The organism is Pseudomonas sp. KCJK8993 (genome assembly GCF_046230915.1).
GTDB classification, from domain to species: domain Bacteria; phylum Pseudomonadota; class Gammaproteobacteria; order Pseudomonadales; family Pseudomonadaceae; genus Aquipseudomonas; species Aquipseudomonas piscis.
Genome location: NZ_JBJJLO010000007.1, coordinates 37,149 through 53,808 on the forward strand (window position 1 = coordinate 37,149; position 16,660 = coordinate 53,808).

General features: G+C 61.2%; 16 protein-coding genes. 5 read left to right on the forward strand and 11 right to left on the reverse strand.

The window, feature by feature from the left end; translation table 11 throughout:
• Positions 1–30: 30 nt before the first annotated feature.
• The 5 genes from ACK6AU_RS04095 to ACK6AU_RS04115 form a co-directional block, all read right to left on the reverse strand.
• Positions 31–945 carry a glutamate/aspartate ABC transporter substrate-binding protein gene (locus ACK6AU_RS04095; RefSeq protein ID WP_185698493.1) on the reverse strand — a complete coding sequence of 305 codons (915 nt, stop codon included), beginning with the start codon at positions 943–945 and terminating at the stop codon, positions 31–33.
• A 360-nt stretch (positions 946–1,305) separates the two neighbouring features.
• Entirely contained in the window at positions 1,306–2,844 is a 1,539-nt protein-coding gene (gene glpD / locus ACK6AU_RS04100; RefSeq protein ID WP_185698492.1) for a glycerol-3-phosphate dehydrogenase, read from the reverse strand.
• Between the two features lie 260 nt (positions 2,845–3,104).
• Positions 3,105–3,860, reverse strand: a complete 756-nt coding sequence (locus ACK6AU_RS04105; RefSeq protein ID WP_011063123.1) for a DeoR/GlpR family transcriptional regulator — start codon at positions 3,858–3,860, stop codon at positions 3,105–3,107.
• A gap of 222 nt (positions 3,861–4,082) precedes the next feature.
• Entirely contained in the window at positions 4,083–5,588 is a 1,506-nt protein-coding gene (glpK, locus tag ACK6AU_RS04110; RefSeq protein ID WP_185698491.1) for a glycerol kinase GlpK, read from the reverse strand.
• 76 nt (positions 5,589–5,664) lie between these two features.
• Entirely contained in the window at positions 5,665–6,513 is an 849-nt protein-coding gene (locus ACK6AU_RS04115; protein WP_185698490.1) for an MIP/aquaporin family protein, read from the reverse strand.
• Positions 6,514–6,883: 370 nt separating this feature from the next.
• Here ACK6AU_RS04115 and ybaK point away from each other — a divergent pair, with 370 nt between their 5' ends.
• Positions 6,884–7,354, forward strand: coding sequence for a Cys-tRNA(Pro) deacylase (gene ybaK / locus ACK6AU_RS04120; protein WP_022640623.1), 471 nt, complete (start codon positions 6,884–6,886; stop codon positions 7,352–7,354).
• Positions 7,355–7,414: 60 nt separating this feature from the next.
• Here ybaK and ACK6AU_RS04125 read toward each other — a convergent pair whose 3' ends face one another.
• Positions 7,415–8,524, reverse strand: coding sequence for an ABC transporter ATP-binding protein (locus tag ACK6AU_RS04125; RefSeq protein ID WP_409297878.1), 1,110 nt, complete (start codon positions 8,522–8,524; stop codon positions 7,415–7,417).
• Positions 8,521–9,441, reverse strand: a complete 921-nt coding sequence (gene argF / locus ACK6AU_RS04130) for an ornithine carbamoyltransferase (RefSeq protein ID WP_185698488.1) — start codon at positions 9,439–9,441, stop codon at positions 8,521–8,523. The genes ACK6AU_RS04125 and argF overlap by 4 nt, the downstream gene beginning before the upstream one ends.
• Before the next feature lie 414 nt (positions 9,442–9,855).
• Here argF and ACK6AU_RS04135 point away from each other — a divergent pair, with 414 nt between their 5' ends.
• The 3 genes from ACK6AU_RS04135 to grxD all read left to right on the forward strand — a co-directional run bounded on the left by ACK6AU_RS04135 (position 9,856) and on the right by grxD (position 12,827).
• The gene (locus ACK6AU_RS04135) at positions 9,856–10,146 is read left to right on the forward strand and encodes a hypothetical protein (RefSeq protein ID WP_409297880.1); all 291 of its coding nucleotides are present in this window, start codon (positions 9,856–9,858) and stop codon (positions 10,144–10,146) included.
• Positions 10,147–10,280: 134 nt separating this feature from the next.
• The gene (locus ACK6AU_RS04140) at positions 10,281–12,389 is read left to right on the forward strand and encodes a molybdopterin oxidoreductase family protein (protein ID WP_409297882.1); all 2,109 of its coding nucleotides are present in this window, start codon (positions 10,281–10,283) and stop codon (positions 12,387–12,389) included.
• 96 nt (positions 12,390–12,485) lie between these two features.
• Positions 12,486–12,827, forward strand: coding sequence for a Grx4 family monothiol glutaredoxin (gene grxD, locus ACK6AU_RS04145; RefSeq protein WP_022640619.1), 342 nt, complete (start codon positions 12,486–12,488; stop codon positions 12,825–12,827).
• A 128-nt stretch (positions 12,828–12,955) separates the two neighbouring features.
• Here grxD and bfr read toward each other — a convergent pair whose 3' ends face one another.
• Together bfr and ACK6AU_RS04155 are read right to left on the reverse strand one after the other, a co-directional pair.
• On the reverse strand, positions 12,956–13,429 hold the full coding sequence (gene bfr / locus ACK6AU_RS04150) for a bacterioferritin (protein ID WP_022640618.1): 474 nt from the start codon (positions 13,427–13,429) through the stop codon (positions 12,956–12,958).
• Positions 13,430–13,632: 203 nt separating this feature from the next.
• Positions 13,633–13,851: a bacterioferritin-associated ferredoxin gene (locus tag ACK6AU_RS04155; protein ID WP_185698486.1), complete on the reverse strand. Its 219-nt coding sequence runs from the start codon at positions 13,849–13,851 to the stop codon at positions 13,633–13,635.
• A 324-nt stretch (positions 13,852–14,175) separates the two neighbouring features.
• Here ACK6AU_RS04155 and ACK6AU_RS04160 point away from each other — a divergent pair, with 324 nt between their 5' ends.
• Entirely contained in the window at positions 14,176–14,778 is a 603-nt protein-coding gene (locus ACK6AU_RS04160) for a peroxiredoxin (protein WP_022640616.1), read from the forward strand.
• A 61-nt stretch (positions 14,779–14,839) separates the two neighbouring features.
• Here the strand turns inward: ACK6AU_RS04160 and rnt are convergent, their stop codons facing one another.
• Together rnt and pyrC are read right to left on the reverse strand one after the other, a co-directional pair.
• Positions 14,840–15,508 carry a ribonuclease T gene (gene rnt, locus ACK6AU_RS04165; protein WP_022640615.1) on the reverse strand — a complete coding sequence of 223 codons (669 nt, stop codon included), beginning with the start codon at positions 15,506–15,508 and terminating at the stop codon, positions 14,840–14,842.
• Positions 15,505–16,551 carry a dihydroorotase gene (gene pyrC / locus ACK6AU_RS04170; RefSeq protein ID WP_185698485.1) on the reverse strand — a complete coding sequence of 349 codons (1,047 nt, stop codon included), beginning with the start codon at positions 16,549–16,551 and terminating at the stop codon, positions 15,505–15,507. The genes rnt and pyrC overlap by 4 nt, the downstream gene beginning before the upstream one ends.
• Positions 16,552–16,660 lie beyond the last annotated feature (109 nt).

Sequence of the window (16,660 nt, forward strand, 5' to 3'; positions counted from 1 at the left end):
GGCCTCCTCAGGAGTAAGGTTAGTCAGGAATCAGGACTTTTTATCGTCAGCCGCTTTGTCGGTCGGGTTGGCGATCAGGGCCTTGAGCTCGTCGCTCATTGGGAACATCAGGTTCAGGCCTTTTGGCGGGATCGGCGACTGGAACCACTTGTCGTAGATCTTGTTGATTTCGCCCGACTTGTAGGTAGCGACGATGGCGTCGTCCACGGCTTTCTTGAAGGGCGCATCACCCTTGCGGACCATGCAGCCGTAGATTTCGTAGGATTGGGGGGTGCCGGTCACGGCCCAGTCGGTAGGCTTCTTGGCCTTGGCCATCTCACCGGCCAGCAGGGCGTCGTCCATCATGAAGGCGACGGCACGGCCCGATTCCAGCATCTGGAACGACTCGCCGTGGTCCTTGGCGGAGATCACGTTCATGCCCATCTGCTTGTCGGCGTTCATGGCCTTGAGGATACGCTCGGAAGTGGTACCGGCGGTGGTCACCACGTTCTTGCCCTTCAGGTCAGGGAAGTCCTTGTAGGTGGAGTCCTTCTTGGACAGCAGGCGGGTACCGATCTCGAAGATACCGACCGAGAAGTCGACCTGTTGCTGGCGCTCGACGTTGTTGGTGGTGGAGCCGCACTCGATGTCCACGGTGCCGTTCTGCACCAGTGGGATACGGGTCTGGGAGGTGACCAGGTTGTACTTGACCTTGAGGTCAGGCATGTCGAGGTCTTTCTTGAGCGCTTCGACGATCTTCAGCTGGATGTCGTGGGAGTAGCCGACCGGTACGCCGGAAGCGTCAGCGATATAGGAAAACGGAATGGAAGCGTCGCGATGTCCGAGGGTGATGGTGCCGGACTCTTTGATTTTCTTCAGTGTGCCGGTGAGCTCGGCAGCGAGAACTGGAGTGCTAATCAGAGCTGCAGCGATAGCTGCGCCCAACAGCTGGGGAACGATGCGCATCAATATTTCCTCGACATTTGTTTTTTTTATGAAGCCAGTTCGACGGCTCTTTTATACAGCGAATGCCTTGACGGCTCCTGTTGTGTTGGCACGACAGGCATTCGTCGAACAGTGTAGAGCATGAGTCGTGCCAGGCCAGTAGATAATGGTCAACCATTTGATTTTAAAGGGAATTAAATATTCGTGACGAACCCTCCATAGCCAGGTTATCCGGTTAACCGAACTGCCCCGCAAGCAGCGTTCGGAAAACCGAACGTGCGCTGTCGGCGCTCATGAGGTTTTCAGCGCAGCAGATGCCCGTTGCGCGGGCACAAAAAAGCCCCTGGACCTGAAGGTGCAGGGGCTGGCTGGGCTAGAAGGTCAAGCTGCCTTGATCTTGCCGCGATTGTGCTCGACTTTTTGCAGGTATTCCCGCAGTTGCTGCTGTTCCTGTTCGGTGGTGAACAGTCCCAGCTTGCTCCGGCGCCAGAGGATGTCCTCGGCCTTGAGCGCCCATTCCTCGCTGCACAGGTAATCCACTTCGCGGCTGTAGAGGCCGCCGCCCAGGTGTTCGCCCATGTCGCCCAGGCCTTGCACGCCTTCCAGCAGGCGCCAGGTGCGACTGCCGTAGGTGGTGGCCCAGCGCCGGGCAATCTGGCTGGGTAGCCAGTCGAATTTGCTGCGGATGGCGTCGGCCAGTGCCTGTGGCGTGGTCATGTCCTCGCCGCCGGGCAGGCTGGCCTGGGCGGTCCAGCTTGGCTTGGCGTGCTTGAAGTAAGGGGCCAGCTGGGCCATGGCCGATTCCGCCAGCTTGCGGTAGGTGGTCAGCTTGCCGCCGAACACCGACAGCAGCGGCGCCTCGTCACCACTGCCGGACAGGGCCAGGGTGTAGTCGCGGGTGACTGCCGACGGGTTGTCGGACTCGTCGTTGCACAGCGGACGGACCCCGGAATAGGTGTGCAGGATGTCGTCGCGGCTCAGTTGCTTCTTGAAGTGGGCGTTGACCACTTGCAGCAGGTAGTCGGTTTCCCCCTCGGTGATCGCCACCTTGGCCGGATCGCCGGTGTACTCGCGGTCGGTGGTGCCGATCAGGGTGAACTGGTCGAGGTAGGGGATAGTGAAGACGATGCGCTGGTCTTCGTTCTGCAGGATGTGCGCGTGTTCGCCTTCGTACAGCTTGGGCACGATCAGGTGGCTGCCCTGGATCAGGCGGATACCGTAGGGCGACTCCAGCTTCAGGTCGTCCTTGATGAACTTGGCGACCCAAGGGCCGGCGGCATTCACCAGGGCCTTGGCGGTGATGGAGAACAGGCTGCCGTCGGCACGTTCCAGGTCCAGCTGCCACAAGCCCTGGCTACGGCGGGCGCTGACACAGCGGGTCTGGGTATGCACGTGGGCGCCATGTTCGCGGGCGGACATGGCGTTGAGCACCACCAGGCGGGCGTCGTCGACCCAGCAGTCGGAATACTCGAAGCCCCGGGTGATCTGCGCTTGCAGTGCGCTGTCGGCACCGAACTTCAGGCCGCGCGAGCCGGCGAGCTTCTCGCGCTTGCCCAGGTGATCGTAGAGGAACAGGCCGGCGCGGATCATCCAGGCCGGGCGCAGGTGAGGGCGGTGCGGCAGGACGAAACGCATCGGCTTGACGATGTGCGGGGCCTTGGCCAGCAACACCTCGCGTTCGGCCAGGGCCTCGCGCACCAGGCGGAATTCGTAGTGCTCCAGGTAGCGCAGGCCGCCATGGATCAGCTTGCTGCTGGCGGAGGAGGTGTGGCTGGCCAGGTCGTCCTTTTCACAAAGGAACACGGACAGGCCGCGACCCGCCGCATCCGCGGCAATTCCAACACCATTGATCCCACCGCCAATGACGGCGATATCGTAAACCTCGGAAAGAGGGCGCGCGGGCAAGGTAGAAGTGGGCATCGGCAAGCCTCGTGTTGCTTTGGTATTTGAATTCGAACATTAATGTTCATTTCCGAAAATACTAGCGGATAAGGAACCGCACATCCAGCGTGTCTCGATTGAAAAAACTGATCGGAAAACCACTAAAGGAAAGTTTTCGAACATTACCGAGGGGTAACTGTAGCTGCTGTGCCGGCGGGCGCGCAGGCGCGACGATACCCATGCCAGGTGGCGGGATATCGTTCGAATGCGCGAGCGGTGCAGGTAGGGGGGAGGCGGTCTCAGACCACTTCGAGGCGGATCTTGTGCTGGTTGAGCAGTTGGGTCAGGGCCGGCACCGGTTGCTGGTCGGTCACCAGGCAATCGATCAGGCTGATCGGGCCCAGGCGGATCATCGCGTTGCGGCCGAACTTGCTGGAATCGGCGGCCAGGATCACTTGCCGGGCGTTGGCGATGATCGCCTGGGAGACTCGTACTTCCTGGTAGTCGAAGTCCAGCAGGCTGCCGTCTTCGTCGATGCCGCTGATGCCCACCAGGGCGAAATCCACCTTGAACTGGTTGATGAAGTCGACGCTGGCCTGGCCCACCACGCCGCCGTCGCGCCGGACATTGCCGCCGGTCAGCAGCACGTCGAAATCATCCTTGGCACTGAGCATCGAGGCCACGTGCAGGTTGTTGGTGATGATCTTCAGGTGGCTGTGGTTGAGCAGGGCGCGGGCGATGGATTCGGTGGTGGTGCCGATGTTGATGAACAGCGAGGCATGGTCGGGGATCTGGGCGGCAACGGCTTCGCCGATGCGTTGTTTCTCATCGCGCATCTGGTCGGCGCGCATGGCGTAGGCGGTGTTTTCGACACTGGAGTCGTAGGCTGCGCCGCCGTGGTAGCGACGCAACAGGTTGGCTTCGGCCAACTGGTTGATATCGCGGCGGATGGTCTGTGGGGTAACGACGAACAGCTGGGCCAATTCCTCGATGCTGACGTAGCCGCGCTCGCGGACCAGGTCGAGGATTTGTTGCTGACGAGGAGGCAGATTCATGGGGCTTCCTTTGGGCTGCCGTGCAAAATTTGCCCATGATGCCGCAGGAATCCGCTCCCTGCCAGTTGCCAGGCTGGGTGACGGCGAGTGCCGTGCTTCGATAACCGGCCCGCACACCTCACCGGCGGCAGGTGGCGGATGCGGCTATGCCGGTTCGTTGCGCAGCCCCGCAGGTTATGCGGGGCTGCCCAGGTTGCCTGGAGAGGGAATCCAGGATCTGGCTTATTTGGCCTCGTCGTGGGGTTCCCAGTCGCGGGTGCGGCTGACGGCTTTCTTCCAGCCCGCATACAGCTCTTCTTTTTCCGCTTCGGCCAGCTGTGGTTCGAACTCGCGCTCGATCACCGCCTTGCCGCGCAGTTCTTCCAGGCTGCCCCAGAAGCCGCAGGCCAGGCCTGCCAGGTAGGCGGCGCCCAGGGCGGTGGTTTCACGCATTTGCGGACGTTCCACCTGGGTGCCGAGAATGTCGGCCTGGAACTGCATGAGGAAGTTGTTGGCCACGGCGCCGCCGTCCACGCGCAGGGCCTTGAGGCGTTCGCCGGAGTCCTGCTGCATGGCGTCGAGCACATCGCGAGTCTGGTAGGCGATGGATTCCAGGGCGGCGCGGATGATGTGGTCCACGCGCACGCCACGGGTCAGGCCGAACAGCGCGCCACGGGCGTAGGGGTCCCAGTAGGGCGCGCCCAGGCCAGTGAAGGCCGGCACCAGGTACACGCCGTTGCTGTCCTTGACCTTGCCGGCGAAGTATTCGGTGTCGTGGGCATCGTTGATGATCTTCAACTCGTCACGCAGCCATTGCACGGTGGAGCCGCCGTTGAACACCGCGCCTTCCAGGGCGTAGGCCACTTCGCCGCGTGGGCCGCAGGCGATGGTGGTGAGCATGCCGTGCTGGGATTTCACTGCCTTGTCGCCGGTGTTCATCAGCAGGAAGCAGCCGGTGCCGTAGGTGTTCTTGGCCTGGCCTGGCTCGACGCACATCTGGCCGAACAGCGCCGCCTGCTGGTCGCCGGCGATACCGCCGATGGCGATGCCGCTCTTGGTGCGACCGTAGATTTCCGAGGAGGACTTCACTTCCGGCAGCATCTCGCGCGGGATGTCCAGCACCTCCAGCATCTTCGCGTCCCACTCCAGGGTATGGATGTTGAAGAGCATGGTGCGCGAGGCGTTGGTGTAGTCGGTGACGTGGGTCTTGCCGCCGGTGAATTTCCAGATCAGCCAGCTATCGATGGTGCCGAACAGCAGTTCGCCGTTGCGCGCGCGCTCGCGGCTGCCTTCGACGTTGTCGAGGATCCACTTGAGCTTGGTGCCGGAGAAGTAGGGGTCGGTGACCAGGCCGGTGGTCTCACGGATGTAGTCTTCCAGGCCGTCACGCTTGAGTTGCTGGCAGATCTCGGTGCTGCGCCGGCATTGCCAGACGATGGCGTTGTAGATCGGGCGGCCGGTGTTCTTGTCCCAGACCACGGTGGTTTCACGCTGGTTGGTGATGCCGATGGCGGCCACCTGGTCGTGGTGCAGGCCGGCTTGTGCCAGGGCCTCGACCATTACCGCGCTCTGGGTGGCGAAGATTTCCATGGGATCGTGCTCCACCCAGCCGGCTTGCGGGTAGTGCTGGGCGAACTCGCGCTGGGCGATGCAGACCACGTTGGCGTCGCGGTCGAAAATGATGGCTCGGGAGCTGGTCGTACCCTGATCGAGGGCAATGATGTAGTTCTTATTCTGAATGTCGGTCATGTCGATTGCCTTGGACGAAATAAGGGAGTGGAAGCAGGCGCGGGGTCAATCCGGGCAGGACCCAGCGCCAGCGGGTTCAGGAAGCCTTGACCTTGCTGTCAGCGGCTGGTTCGGCTTGCGCAGCCGGCGCGGCATCGGGCAGGTGACGGGCAATCAGGCCGCGATAGGCAACTGCACCGAGGCAGGCACCCAGGATCGGGGCGAAGATTGGCACCAGGAAATACGGGATATCACGGCCACCGGTGAAGGAGATTTCACCCCAGCCGGTGAAGAACGTCATCAGTTTAGGACCAAAGTCCCGCGCCGGGTTCATCGCAAAGCCGGTCAGCGGGCCCATGGCGCTGCCGATCACGGCGATCAACAGGCCGATCAGCAGTGGTGCCATGGGGCCGCGCGGCAGGCCGTTGTTGTCGTCGGTCAGAGACATGATCACGCCCATCAGGATCGCGGTAATCACCACTTCCACCAGGAAGGCCTGGGCGGTGCTCAGGGCCGGGTTGGGGAAGGTGGAGAACACCGAGGCCAGTTCCAGGCTTGCCTGGGAACCACGGACCATCTGGTGGGTTTGTTCGAAATCGAAGAACAGGTTGCTGTACAGCGTGTAAACCAACAGGGCGGCGCAGAAGGCGCCAGCGACCTGGGCCAGGATATAGAACGGCAGTTTGCGCTTTTCAAAGTCGGCGAACAGGCACAAAGCGATACTCACGGCGGGGTTCAGGTGTGCGCCGGAAACGCCGGCGGTCAGGTAGATCGCCATGCTCACGCCGATCCCCCAGATGATGCTGATTTCCCACAGGCCGAAGCTGGCGCCCGCGACCTTGAGCGCGGCGACGCAACCGGTGCCGAAGAAGATCAATAGCGCGGTACCCAGGAACTCGGCCAGGCACTGGCCCGATAGCGATGGTTGTTGCAGAGCAGTTGTCATTGTGAACCTCGGTTTTTGTTGTTGTCTGGCGCTGCCGCAAAGGTATGGAGCGCGACTTCCAACGACGACGGAATCCCCATTCCGGCCTCGTCTTGCTACTGGGTACCCACTTGGATCTACCGCATGATATTCAGAAACGAAAAAATATAGACAAGAAACACCGCTGTCAAAGGTCGAAAGTGAACGATTGGTCATTTTATAGATATCAATCAAACGAATGCTTTGCGGGGGTTGTGCCAAGACTGACAGTGATGCTCGCGCGGTCGTGGTCGGGCGTTGGTTTTCAAGGCTCGGAATAGAGCCTTTTACCGACGAATAACCTAAAATCCGGGGGCTTTGTTTTGCCTTTCATCATTGCCCTGGAGCTGCCATGACCCCTGCACTGGACCTGCTGAAAAAAGTTCGCGCCGAACATCGCATCCACAGTTATGAACACGATCCCAAGGCGGCCTCCTACGGTCTGGAGGCGGCGGAGAAACTCAGCCTGGACCCGGCACAGGTATTCAAGACCTTGCTGGCCAGTAGCGAAAAGGGCGAGTTGCTGGTGGCGGTGGTACCGGTCGTGGGCAGCCTCGACCTGAAGGCCCTGGCCCATGCGGCGGGGGTGAAGAAAGCCGAGATGGCCGATCCGGCCGCTGCCCAGCGTGCCACCGGTTATTTGCTGGGGGGGATCAGCCCGCTGGGGCAGAAGAAGCGCTTGCGCACCTTCATCGACAACAGCGCACAACCCTTTGCCAGCATCTTCGTCAGTGCCGGTCGCCGTGGTCTGGAAGTGGAGCTGTCGGCAGCGGTGCTGGCCGAGCACACCCAGGCCAAGTTCGCCGATATCGGGCGAGACTGAACCGGGAGGCGTGAATGCAAGGCCGGCTGCCGTGTTTCATGCGGCAGCCGGCCTTTTGCGTCAGTGGGCGTTGCTGTAGCGGCGCACGCCTGAATCGTTTGCGGCAATCTGTGCGGCGGTGCTGCCCGAGGCTTGGAACAGCACCAGGTGTTCGGCTGCCACGCGGATGCCGACATCGGCTCCGACCTGGTGGTCGGCGTGGCTCGGGAAGATCGATTCCAGCTGGCTGCCGGTGGGCAGTTGCAGGCGGTAGAGGGTCGAGGCGCCGAGGAAGGTCTTGCCCACCACCCGGGCCTTGAGGGCGCTGTCCGGTGCGTGGACGATGTCGTCCGGGCGCAGCAGCACGTCTACCGCGCCCCCGGTCGGCCAGGTGTAGGCGCGGTTGCCCTGCAGCGTTCCCAGTTCGGTCTGCACCGACTCCGGGCTGCTCAGCTGGCCTCGAATGAAATAGCCCTGGCCGATGAAGCTGGCGACGTAAGGAGTCTGTGGCTCGTGGTAGAGGTTGTAGGGTGTGTCCCACTGTTCCAGCCGTCCTTGCTTGAATACCCCTACCTGGTCGCTTACGGCGAAGGCTTCTTCCTGGTCGTGGGTAACCAGGATGGCGCTGGTGCCGCGGGTCTTGAGGATATCGCGCACCTCATGGCTGAGCTTGCGACGCAGTTCGCCATCGAGGTTGGAAAAGGGCTCGTCGAGCAACAGCAACTGCGGTTCTGGAGCCAGGGCCCGGGCCAGGGCCACGCGCTGTTGCTGGCCGCCGGACAGCTCATGGGGGAAGCGCTGGCCCAGTTGCTTGAGGTTGACCAGTTCCAACAGTTCGGCGACTACCCGGTCCTTCTGCGGATGCTTGCGGATGCCGAAGGCGATGTTGTCCGCCACCGACAGGTGCGGGAACAGCGCGTAGTCCTGGAACACCATGCCGATCCGGCGTTTTTCCGGGGCCAGGGTAAAGCCGGCGCTGGAAATGGTTTCGCCGGCCAGCTGGATTTCCCCTTCGTGCACCGGTTCGAAACCGGCGATGGCCCGCAGCGTGGTGGTCTTGCCGCAACCGGAGGAGCCCAGCAGGCAGCCGATGTCACCGGCGTTGAGGTGCAGGTTGAGGTTCTGCACCACGCGCTGATCCTGGTAGCCGCAGGCGAGATTGCGCAGGTTCAGTAGCAATGGTCGGCTCATGCGTGGTGATACGCCGGCTCGACGAGGAACTCGAGCAGGGCCTTCTGTGCGTGGAGGCGGTTTTCCGCCTGGTCCCAAGCCACCGAACGCGGATCGTCCAGCAGGTCGAGGCTGATTTCTTCGCCGCGGTGGGCGGGCAGGCAGTGCATGAACACTACATCCGGTGCTGCCAGATCGAGCAGGGCCCGGTTGACCTGGAACGGAGCGAACAGCTCCAGGCGCTTGGCGGTTTCCTCTTCCTGGCCCATGGAGGTCCAGACGTCGGTGCTGACGAGATGGGCGCCCTGTACCGCTTCCCGGGGATCGCGGACGATCGTCACGCGCTCGCCGGCCTGGGCGACGAACCTTGGGTTGGGTTCATAACCTTCCGGGCAGGCGATGCGCAGCTGGAAGTCGAACTGGATGGCCGCTTCTATATAGCTGTTGCACATATTGTTGCCGTCGCCGATCCAGGCCACGGTCTTGCCCTGGATCGAGCCGCGATGCTCGAGGAAGGTCTGCATGTCGGCCAGCAGTTGGCAGGGGTGCAGGTCATCGGACAGGCCGTTGATCACCGGGACGCGGGAGTTGCCTGCGAACTCGGTCAGGGTGCTGTGGGCGAAGGTGCGGATCATCACGGCGTCGAGCATGCGCGACATGACGATGGCGCAATCGCCAATGGGTTCGCCGCGCCCCAGTTGGGTATCGCGTGGCGACAGGAAGATCGCCTGGCCGCCCAGTTGGATCATGCCGGCTTCGAAGGACAGGCGGGTACGGGTCGAGGACTTTTCGAAGATCATGCCCAGCACACGATTCTTCAAGGGCTCGAAGAGTACGCCGCGGTTACGCAGGTCCTTCAGCTCGACGCCTCGACGGATCACACTGACCAGCTCATCGGGCGTGCAATCCATCAGGGAGAGAAAGTGCCTTGCGCTCATCATTAACTACCTTTTTGCCACGGACCGCAGATTCTCAAGGCCTTGTTTTATCGAACAATAGGCTGGACCTGCGGCGGAAGCCGCACGGGGCGACGAAATGGGGAAGGCGCGATCTTATAATTAAATGTCGCGTATTACCAATAGTGCTACGGCGATCAAGGGTATTCACAGGGGCCGGGACGCGAACGCGACGGCATTTTCAAGATCAGTTTCCAGGTAGCAGCCGGGCATTTGTACACTGCCCCGATACGGCTTGGCAATCGAAGGGGCGCTGCCCGCGGGGCCGTGGTCGCTTTCTGACCCATGGGCCGGGGAGCTGCCGGCCAGGTGAGCCTCGGTCGCCAACCTGAAACATTTCCTAATGCAAAGTGCTGGGGGTTATAAAGGCGGATCAGCAGCCGGGAAGCGTGTGCGATGGAGTCCAAGGAGCAACAACTTATGACGCTGCTGGGGCTCACGGCCCGGGCCCTTACCGACATGACGGCCTCGGTGACCACGTTTTCCTGCGAACTGCTGCGCAGCGATGACCAGGTGACCCGGGACGCGGCGCGCAAGATGATCGATCGGATGATGACCCTCAGTGCCGGCCTCGATGAGCATTGGCGCCTGCTTGCCCAGTTGTCGGGCACTTATCCCGGACAAGGACCAGCGGAATCGAGAGTGCCGGTGTCCATGGACAGCCTGCCCAGGCTGCCGCCCAACTGAAGGTGGCGAGCATGTCCCGGGTTGATGGTCGTGGATTCATGGGACGAACATCCCTGGCGTGCCCGGTGGACTGACGCCATAGTCCTGGCTTCCGATGCCTGATCGCAGGTGTCGTCGAACAATAGAGACTGGCCATGACCAAGACTCTCCATCACCGTGCATGCCACCTGTGCGAAGCCATCTGCGGACTGACCCTGGAAGTCACCGAGGAGCCGGGAAGCGGCCCGCGGATCACTTCGATCAAGGGCGACCCCCAGGACAGTTTCAGCCGCGGCCATATTTGTCCCAAGGCCGTAGCCCTGCAAGACATACAGGATGATCCGGATCGCCTGCGCCATCCGGTGCGGCGGGTCGGCAACGAATGGCTGCCGATCGAATGGGATGAGGCCTTCGCCCTGGTGGCCGAGCGCCTGGCGGATATCCAGCAGCGCCATGGCCAGGATGCGGTGGCCACCTACCAAGGCAATCCCAGCGTGCATAACTACGGGTTGATGACCCATAGCAACTACTTCCTCGGCCAGCTCAAGAGCCGCAACCGTTTCTCCGCCACTTCCGTTGACCAATTGCCCCAGCACCTGGCCAGCTACTTGATGTATGGCCACGGCCTGCTGTTGCCGATTCCCGATATCGACCATACCGATTTCATGCTGATTCTCGGCGGCAACCCCCTGGCTTCCAATGGCAGCATCATGACCGTACCCGATGTGGAGAAGCGCCTGAAGGCGATCCAGGCCCGTGGTGGCAAGGTGGTGGTGATCGACCCCCGGCGCAGCGAGACGGCGGCAATGGCCGACCAGCATCTGTTCATTCGGCCAGGGGGCGACGTGGCCTTGCTGTTCGGCCTGTTGAACAGCATTTTCCTGGACGGGCCGATGCGCGACAGTCATCTGCAGGTGGATGGGCTGGCGCAGGTGCGGCAGGCGATTTCCAGCTTCACCCCGGAAGCCATGAGCCCGTTGTGCGCGATCTCGGCGCCGCAGATCCGCCAACTGGCCAGGGAGTTCGCCAGTGCCGACAGGGCGGTCTGCTATGGACGCATGGGCGTCTCGGCCCAGGCCTTCGGCACGCTGTGCCATTGGTTGCTGCAACTGCTCAACCTGGTTACCGGCAATCTCGACCGGGTGGGCGGCGCGCTGTGTACCGAGCCAGCGCTGGACCTGGTGGCGGCGACCTCGGGCGGTCACTTCAATGCCTGGCAGAGCCGGGTATCCGGACTTCCCGAATACGGCGGTGAGCTACCGGTATCCGCCTTGGCCGAAGAGATGCTCACCGAAGGTGAGGGGCAGGTCCGGGCCCTGGTCACGGTGGCAGGCAACCCGGTGCTGTCCACGCCCAATGGTCGACGCCTGGAACAGGCCTTGGACGGCCTGGAGTTCATGGTCAGCATCGACCTGTACATCAACGAAACCACCCGTTATGCGGACCTGATCCTGCCGTCCACTTCGGCGCTGGAGAATGACCACTACGACACCACGTTCAACATGTTCGCCGTGCGTAATGTCAGTCGCTTCAACCGGGCGATCTTGCCCAAACCCGAGGGGGCTTTGCACGATTGGGAAATCTTCGTCGGCCTGGCCAAGGCGTTTGCGGCGAGAACCGGCAACAGCCTCAAGCCGACCATGGCTCCGGCGCAAATGATCGACCTGGGATTGCGCGCCGGGCGTCATGGCGACGGGGCGCCGCTCAAGTTATCCCTGGCCACCTTGAAGCTGCATCCCCACGGCATCGACCTGGGGCCGTTGCAGCCAAACCTGGCGCAACGCCTGAAGACCGAGAACCGGCGGATCCAGGCGGCCCCAGCGGCGATCATGGCGGACCTGCAACGTTTTGCCGCACAGCCTATGCCGCAGGCGGATGAACTGCTGCTGATCGGACGGCGGCATGTGCGCAGCAATAATTCCTGGATGCACAATTATCATCGCCTGGTCAAAGGCAAGCCGCGCCATCAATTGCTGATGCATCCGCAAGACTTGGCCCAGCGTGGCTTGAGCGACGGCCAACGGGTACGTATCAGTTCCCGGGTCGGCACGGTGGAGGTCGAGGTGCTGGCCAGCGCCGACATGATGCCGGGAGTCGTGAGCCTGCCCCACGGCTGGGGGCACGCCCGCCCGGGTGTGCAGATGAAGATCGCCAGCGGACAACCCGGCTGTAGCGCCAACGACCTGACCGATGAGCGCCATCTGGATGCGTTGTCGGGGAATTCGGCGCTCAATGGCGTGCCAGTCAAGGTGGTGGCGGCCTGAGATGTCTGTCGGAGAGGCCAAGCAGCGCGCTCAGGATTCCGTTACAATGCGCCACCGTGCCGACAACAGAGTCGGAAAGTTCAGCCGAGGTGTTCCATGGATATCATCGAAACTATTAAAGAGCAGATTGCCAACAACACCATTCTGCTTTACATGAAAGGCTCGCCGAATGCCCCGCAGTGTGGCTTCTCCGCGAAAGCCGCGCAGGCCGTGATGGGGTGTGGCGAGAAGTTCGCTTACGTGGACATCCTGCAGAACCCGGAAATTCGCGCCAACCTGCCCAAGTACGCCAACTGGCCAACCTTCCCGCAACTGTGGGTCGATGGTGAGCTGGTCGGTGGTAGCGACATCATGGCGGAGATGTTCGCCAACGGTGAGCTGCAGACCCTGATCAAGGCCGCTGCCGAGAAAGCAGCCGCAGCCAAGACCGAAGCCTGATCCAGGTTGTCTTGCAGGAGCGAGAGCACTCGCTCCTGTGCATTGCGTGAATATATCCACGTAATGCAAAAAGCCCCGCTTCTGGAAAGAAGCGGGGCTTTTTATTGTCGGGAGTATTACGAGTTAAGTTACTCGTCACCCATTTGCGATTGCAGGTAGTTCTCGATACCAACTTTGTCGATCAGGCCTAGTTGAGTTTCCAGCCAGTCGATATGTTCTTCTTCGGATTCGAGAATATCTTCCAGCAGTTCACGGCTGCCGAAGTCGCCGGCCGATTCACAGTGGGCGATCGCTGCCTTGAGGTCGGCATGGCCGGTACGCTCGATGCGCAGGTCGCACTCGAGCATTTCCTTGGTGTGTTCGCCGATGTGCAGCTTGCCTAGGTCCTGGACGTTGGGCAGGCCTTCGAGGAAGAGGATGCGCTTGATCAGCTTGTCCGCATGCTTCATCTCGTCGATGGACTCGTGATACTCGTGCTTGCCCAGCTTGTTCAGGCCCCAATCTTCGTACATGCGGGCATGCAGGAAGTACTGATTGATCGCGACCAGTTCATTGGCAAGGATTTTATTGAGATGCTGGATGACTGTAATGTCGCCTTTCATGATGGGGTCCTGCCCTTTAATTAGTTGAATATGGGCAGAGTCTGAGCCGCATATAGAGTACTGTCAAACCTAAGTTATTGAATAATATATAAAAATTAATCGGAATAAGAATGTTTGTGTTCCGCGTTTTGCACCTAAGCAATTGAATTGCAGGCATAAAAAAACCGGACACTAGGTCCGGTTCTTGAATCTGGGTGTTTAAATCAAGCGACGTTGAACTCCACAGGATAGGGAATCGCCGCTTGGGCAGTCTGCAATTCGGTCAGTGTCTCGCGGACTACCTGCTTGGCCAGGCAGGCACATTTGCCACACTGGCTGGCAACGCCGGTTGCCTGGCGCACTTCACGGTAGCTGCAGCAACCCTCGTAGATCGCTTCGCGGATTTGGCCGTCGGTGACACCGGTGCAGAGGCAGACATACATAAGATGAGAACCGTCGCTGGTTAGGGCTCAATTGCGATGGATCTTAATGTTAACGAGAATGATTGTCAAAGTGGTTTCAGCACCATCTCCTGCTGTTTTTCGTCGGGATGACGAATGGCCTTTGCTCCCGTTAATGACAGATAGACGGCATTTTTCGCCTTCTGGGCCGGCCCGAAGAAAAACCACTAAGGACAGCATAAAAACGCCGTGTATGATGTTCGGTTCATGCGAAGCGGGGTCAGGTCACGCAGCTGTCGTATCAAAATGACAGACTCGAGGCCGGTCCCCTTCTTCCATCAGTACGTCCACACCAGGAGATATCCAATGAGCGTTCTCGTAGGCAAGCAAGCCCCTGACTTCACCGTCCCGGCCGTTCTCGGCAATGGCGAAATCGTCGACAGCTTCACCCTGTCCTCGGCCATCAAAGGCAAATACGGCCTGGTGTTCTTCTACCCGCTGGACTTCACCTTCGTCTGCCCGTCCGAGCTGATCGCCCTGGACCACCGCATGGCTGACTTCAAGGCACGCAACGTGGAAGTGATCGCCGTGTCGATCGACTCGCACTTCACCCACAACGCCTGGCGTAACACCCCGATCAATGCCGGCGGCATCGGTCAGGTTCAATACATCATGGCTGCCGACATGAAGCACGAAATCGCCAAGGCCTATGACGTAGAGTCCGAAGGCGGCGTGGCTTTCCGTGGCGCCTTCCTGATCGACGACAAGGGCGTGGTTCGCTCGCAGATCGTCAACGACCTGCCACTGGGCCGTAACATGGAAGAGCTGATCCGTCTGGTCGACGCCCTGCAATTCCACGAAGAGCACGGCGAAGTCTGCCCTGCCAACTGGAAAAAAGGCGACAAAGGCATGACCGCTTCGCCAGAAGGCGTTGCTGCCTACCTGACCGAGAACGCCGGCAAGCTGTAAGGCTTGGCATCTCGCATAAAAAAAACCGGCCTCACGGCCGGTTTTTTTATGCAGCGGATCTTCAGTCGTCGAAGTCCTGCCAGCCGCCCATTTCCTTCCAGCGGTTGACGATGCCGCAGAACAGCTCGGCGGTCTTCTCGGTGTCGTAGCGCGCCGAGTGTGCCTCGCGACCGTCGAAATCGATGTCTGCGCTCTGGCAGGCCTTGGCCAGTACCGTCTGACCGTACGCCAGGCCCGCCAGGGTGGCGGTGTCGAAGCTGGAGAATGGATGGAACGGATTGCGCTTCATGTCCAGGCGCGCCACGGCGGCGTTGAGGAAGCCCAGGTCGAAGCTGCTGTTATGGCCGACCAGGATCGCGCGCTTGCAACCGTTGGCCTTCAAGGCCTTGCGCACCCCGCGGAAGATATCCGTGAGGGCGGTCTCTTCGCTGACGGCCATGCGCAGGGGGTGATCGAGCTTGATCCCGGTGAACTCCAGGGCCGCCGGTTCGATGTTCGCTCCTTCGAAAGGCTCGACCCGGAAGAAGTAGGTGTGCTCGGGGAACACGAAGCCTTTCTCGTCCATGCCGATGGTGGTGGCGGCGATTTCCAGCAGGGCATCGGTGGCGCAATTGAAGCCGCCGGTCTCTACGTCGACGACAACTGGCAGGTAGCCGCGAAAGCGTGCGGCCATGGGGTGGCGAGGGCCACCGCTGCCTTCTTGTTCATCGTCGAAATGTTCGTCACTCACGAGTGATCCTCCAGCAGGCGCCAGCGCAGTTTTTCCCCGGCGCGCAGCGGAATGACAGTCAGCTCGCCGAACGGCAGGCTGGCGGGGGCGGTCCATTCTTCACGAACCAGGGTGATACGGTCGGTGTTGGCCGGCAGGCCATAGAAGCGTGGGCCATTGAGACTGGCGAAGGCTTCCAGCTTGTCCAGCGCATTGCGTTGCTCGAAGGCCTCGGCATACAACTCGATGGCGGCAAACGCGGTATAGCAGCCGGCACAACCGCAGGCGGCTTCCTTGGCATGCTGGGCGTGAGGCGCGGAGTCGGTGCCGAGGAAGAACTTCTCGCTGCCGCTGGTAGCAGCATCCAGCAGGGCGTGCTGGTGGACGTTGCGCTTGAGGATCGGCAGGCAATAGAAGTGCGGGCGAATCCCGCCTACCAGCATGTGGTTGCGGTTATAGAGCAGGTGATGCGCGGTGATGGTGGCGCCGACGTTGGCCGGGGCTTCCTTGACGAACTGCACCGCATCAGCGGTGGTGATGTGTTCGAACACCACCTTCAGCGTCGGGAAGCGCTCCACCACCCGCCGCATGTGTTCGTCGATGAAGAGCTTCTCGCGGTCGAAGACATCGATGTCGCCGTGGGTCACTTCACCGTGGACCAGCAGCGGCAGGCCGACTTCGGCCATGGCTTCGAGTACCGGGAAGATCTTGTCGATGCTGGTCACGCCCGAGTCCGAGTTGGTGGTCGCGCCGGCCGGATACAGCTTGGCAGCCTGCACGAAGCCGCTGGCCTTGGCTTCGCGGATCTCGTCCGGCTGGGTACGGTCGGTGAGGTAGAGCACCATCAGCGGCTCGAAGCGGCTGCCGGCCGGGCGCGCGGCGAGGATGCGCTGGCGATAGGCGTCGGCTTGTGCGGCATTGCGCACTGGAGGCACCAGGTTGGGCATGATGATCGCGCGGCCAAAGGTGCGCGCGACATCTGCGACTGTATTGGGCAACACGGCACCATCGCGAAGATGGATATGCCAGTCGTCGGGACGCAACAGGGTCAGGCGGTCGGACATGGGAGGTTCCAGGCGGGTAAAACTAGGGGGGAATGCTACCGGAAAAGACTCTTGCAGGCACTCGCTATCAAGTTTTGCTCAGAGCGACCGATAGCCCGAAGGTATGGCG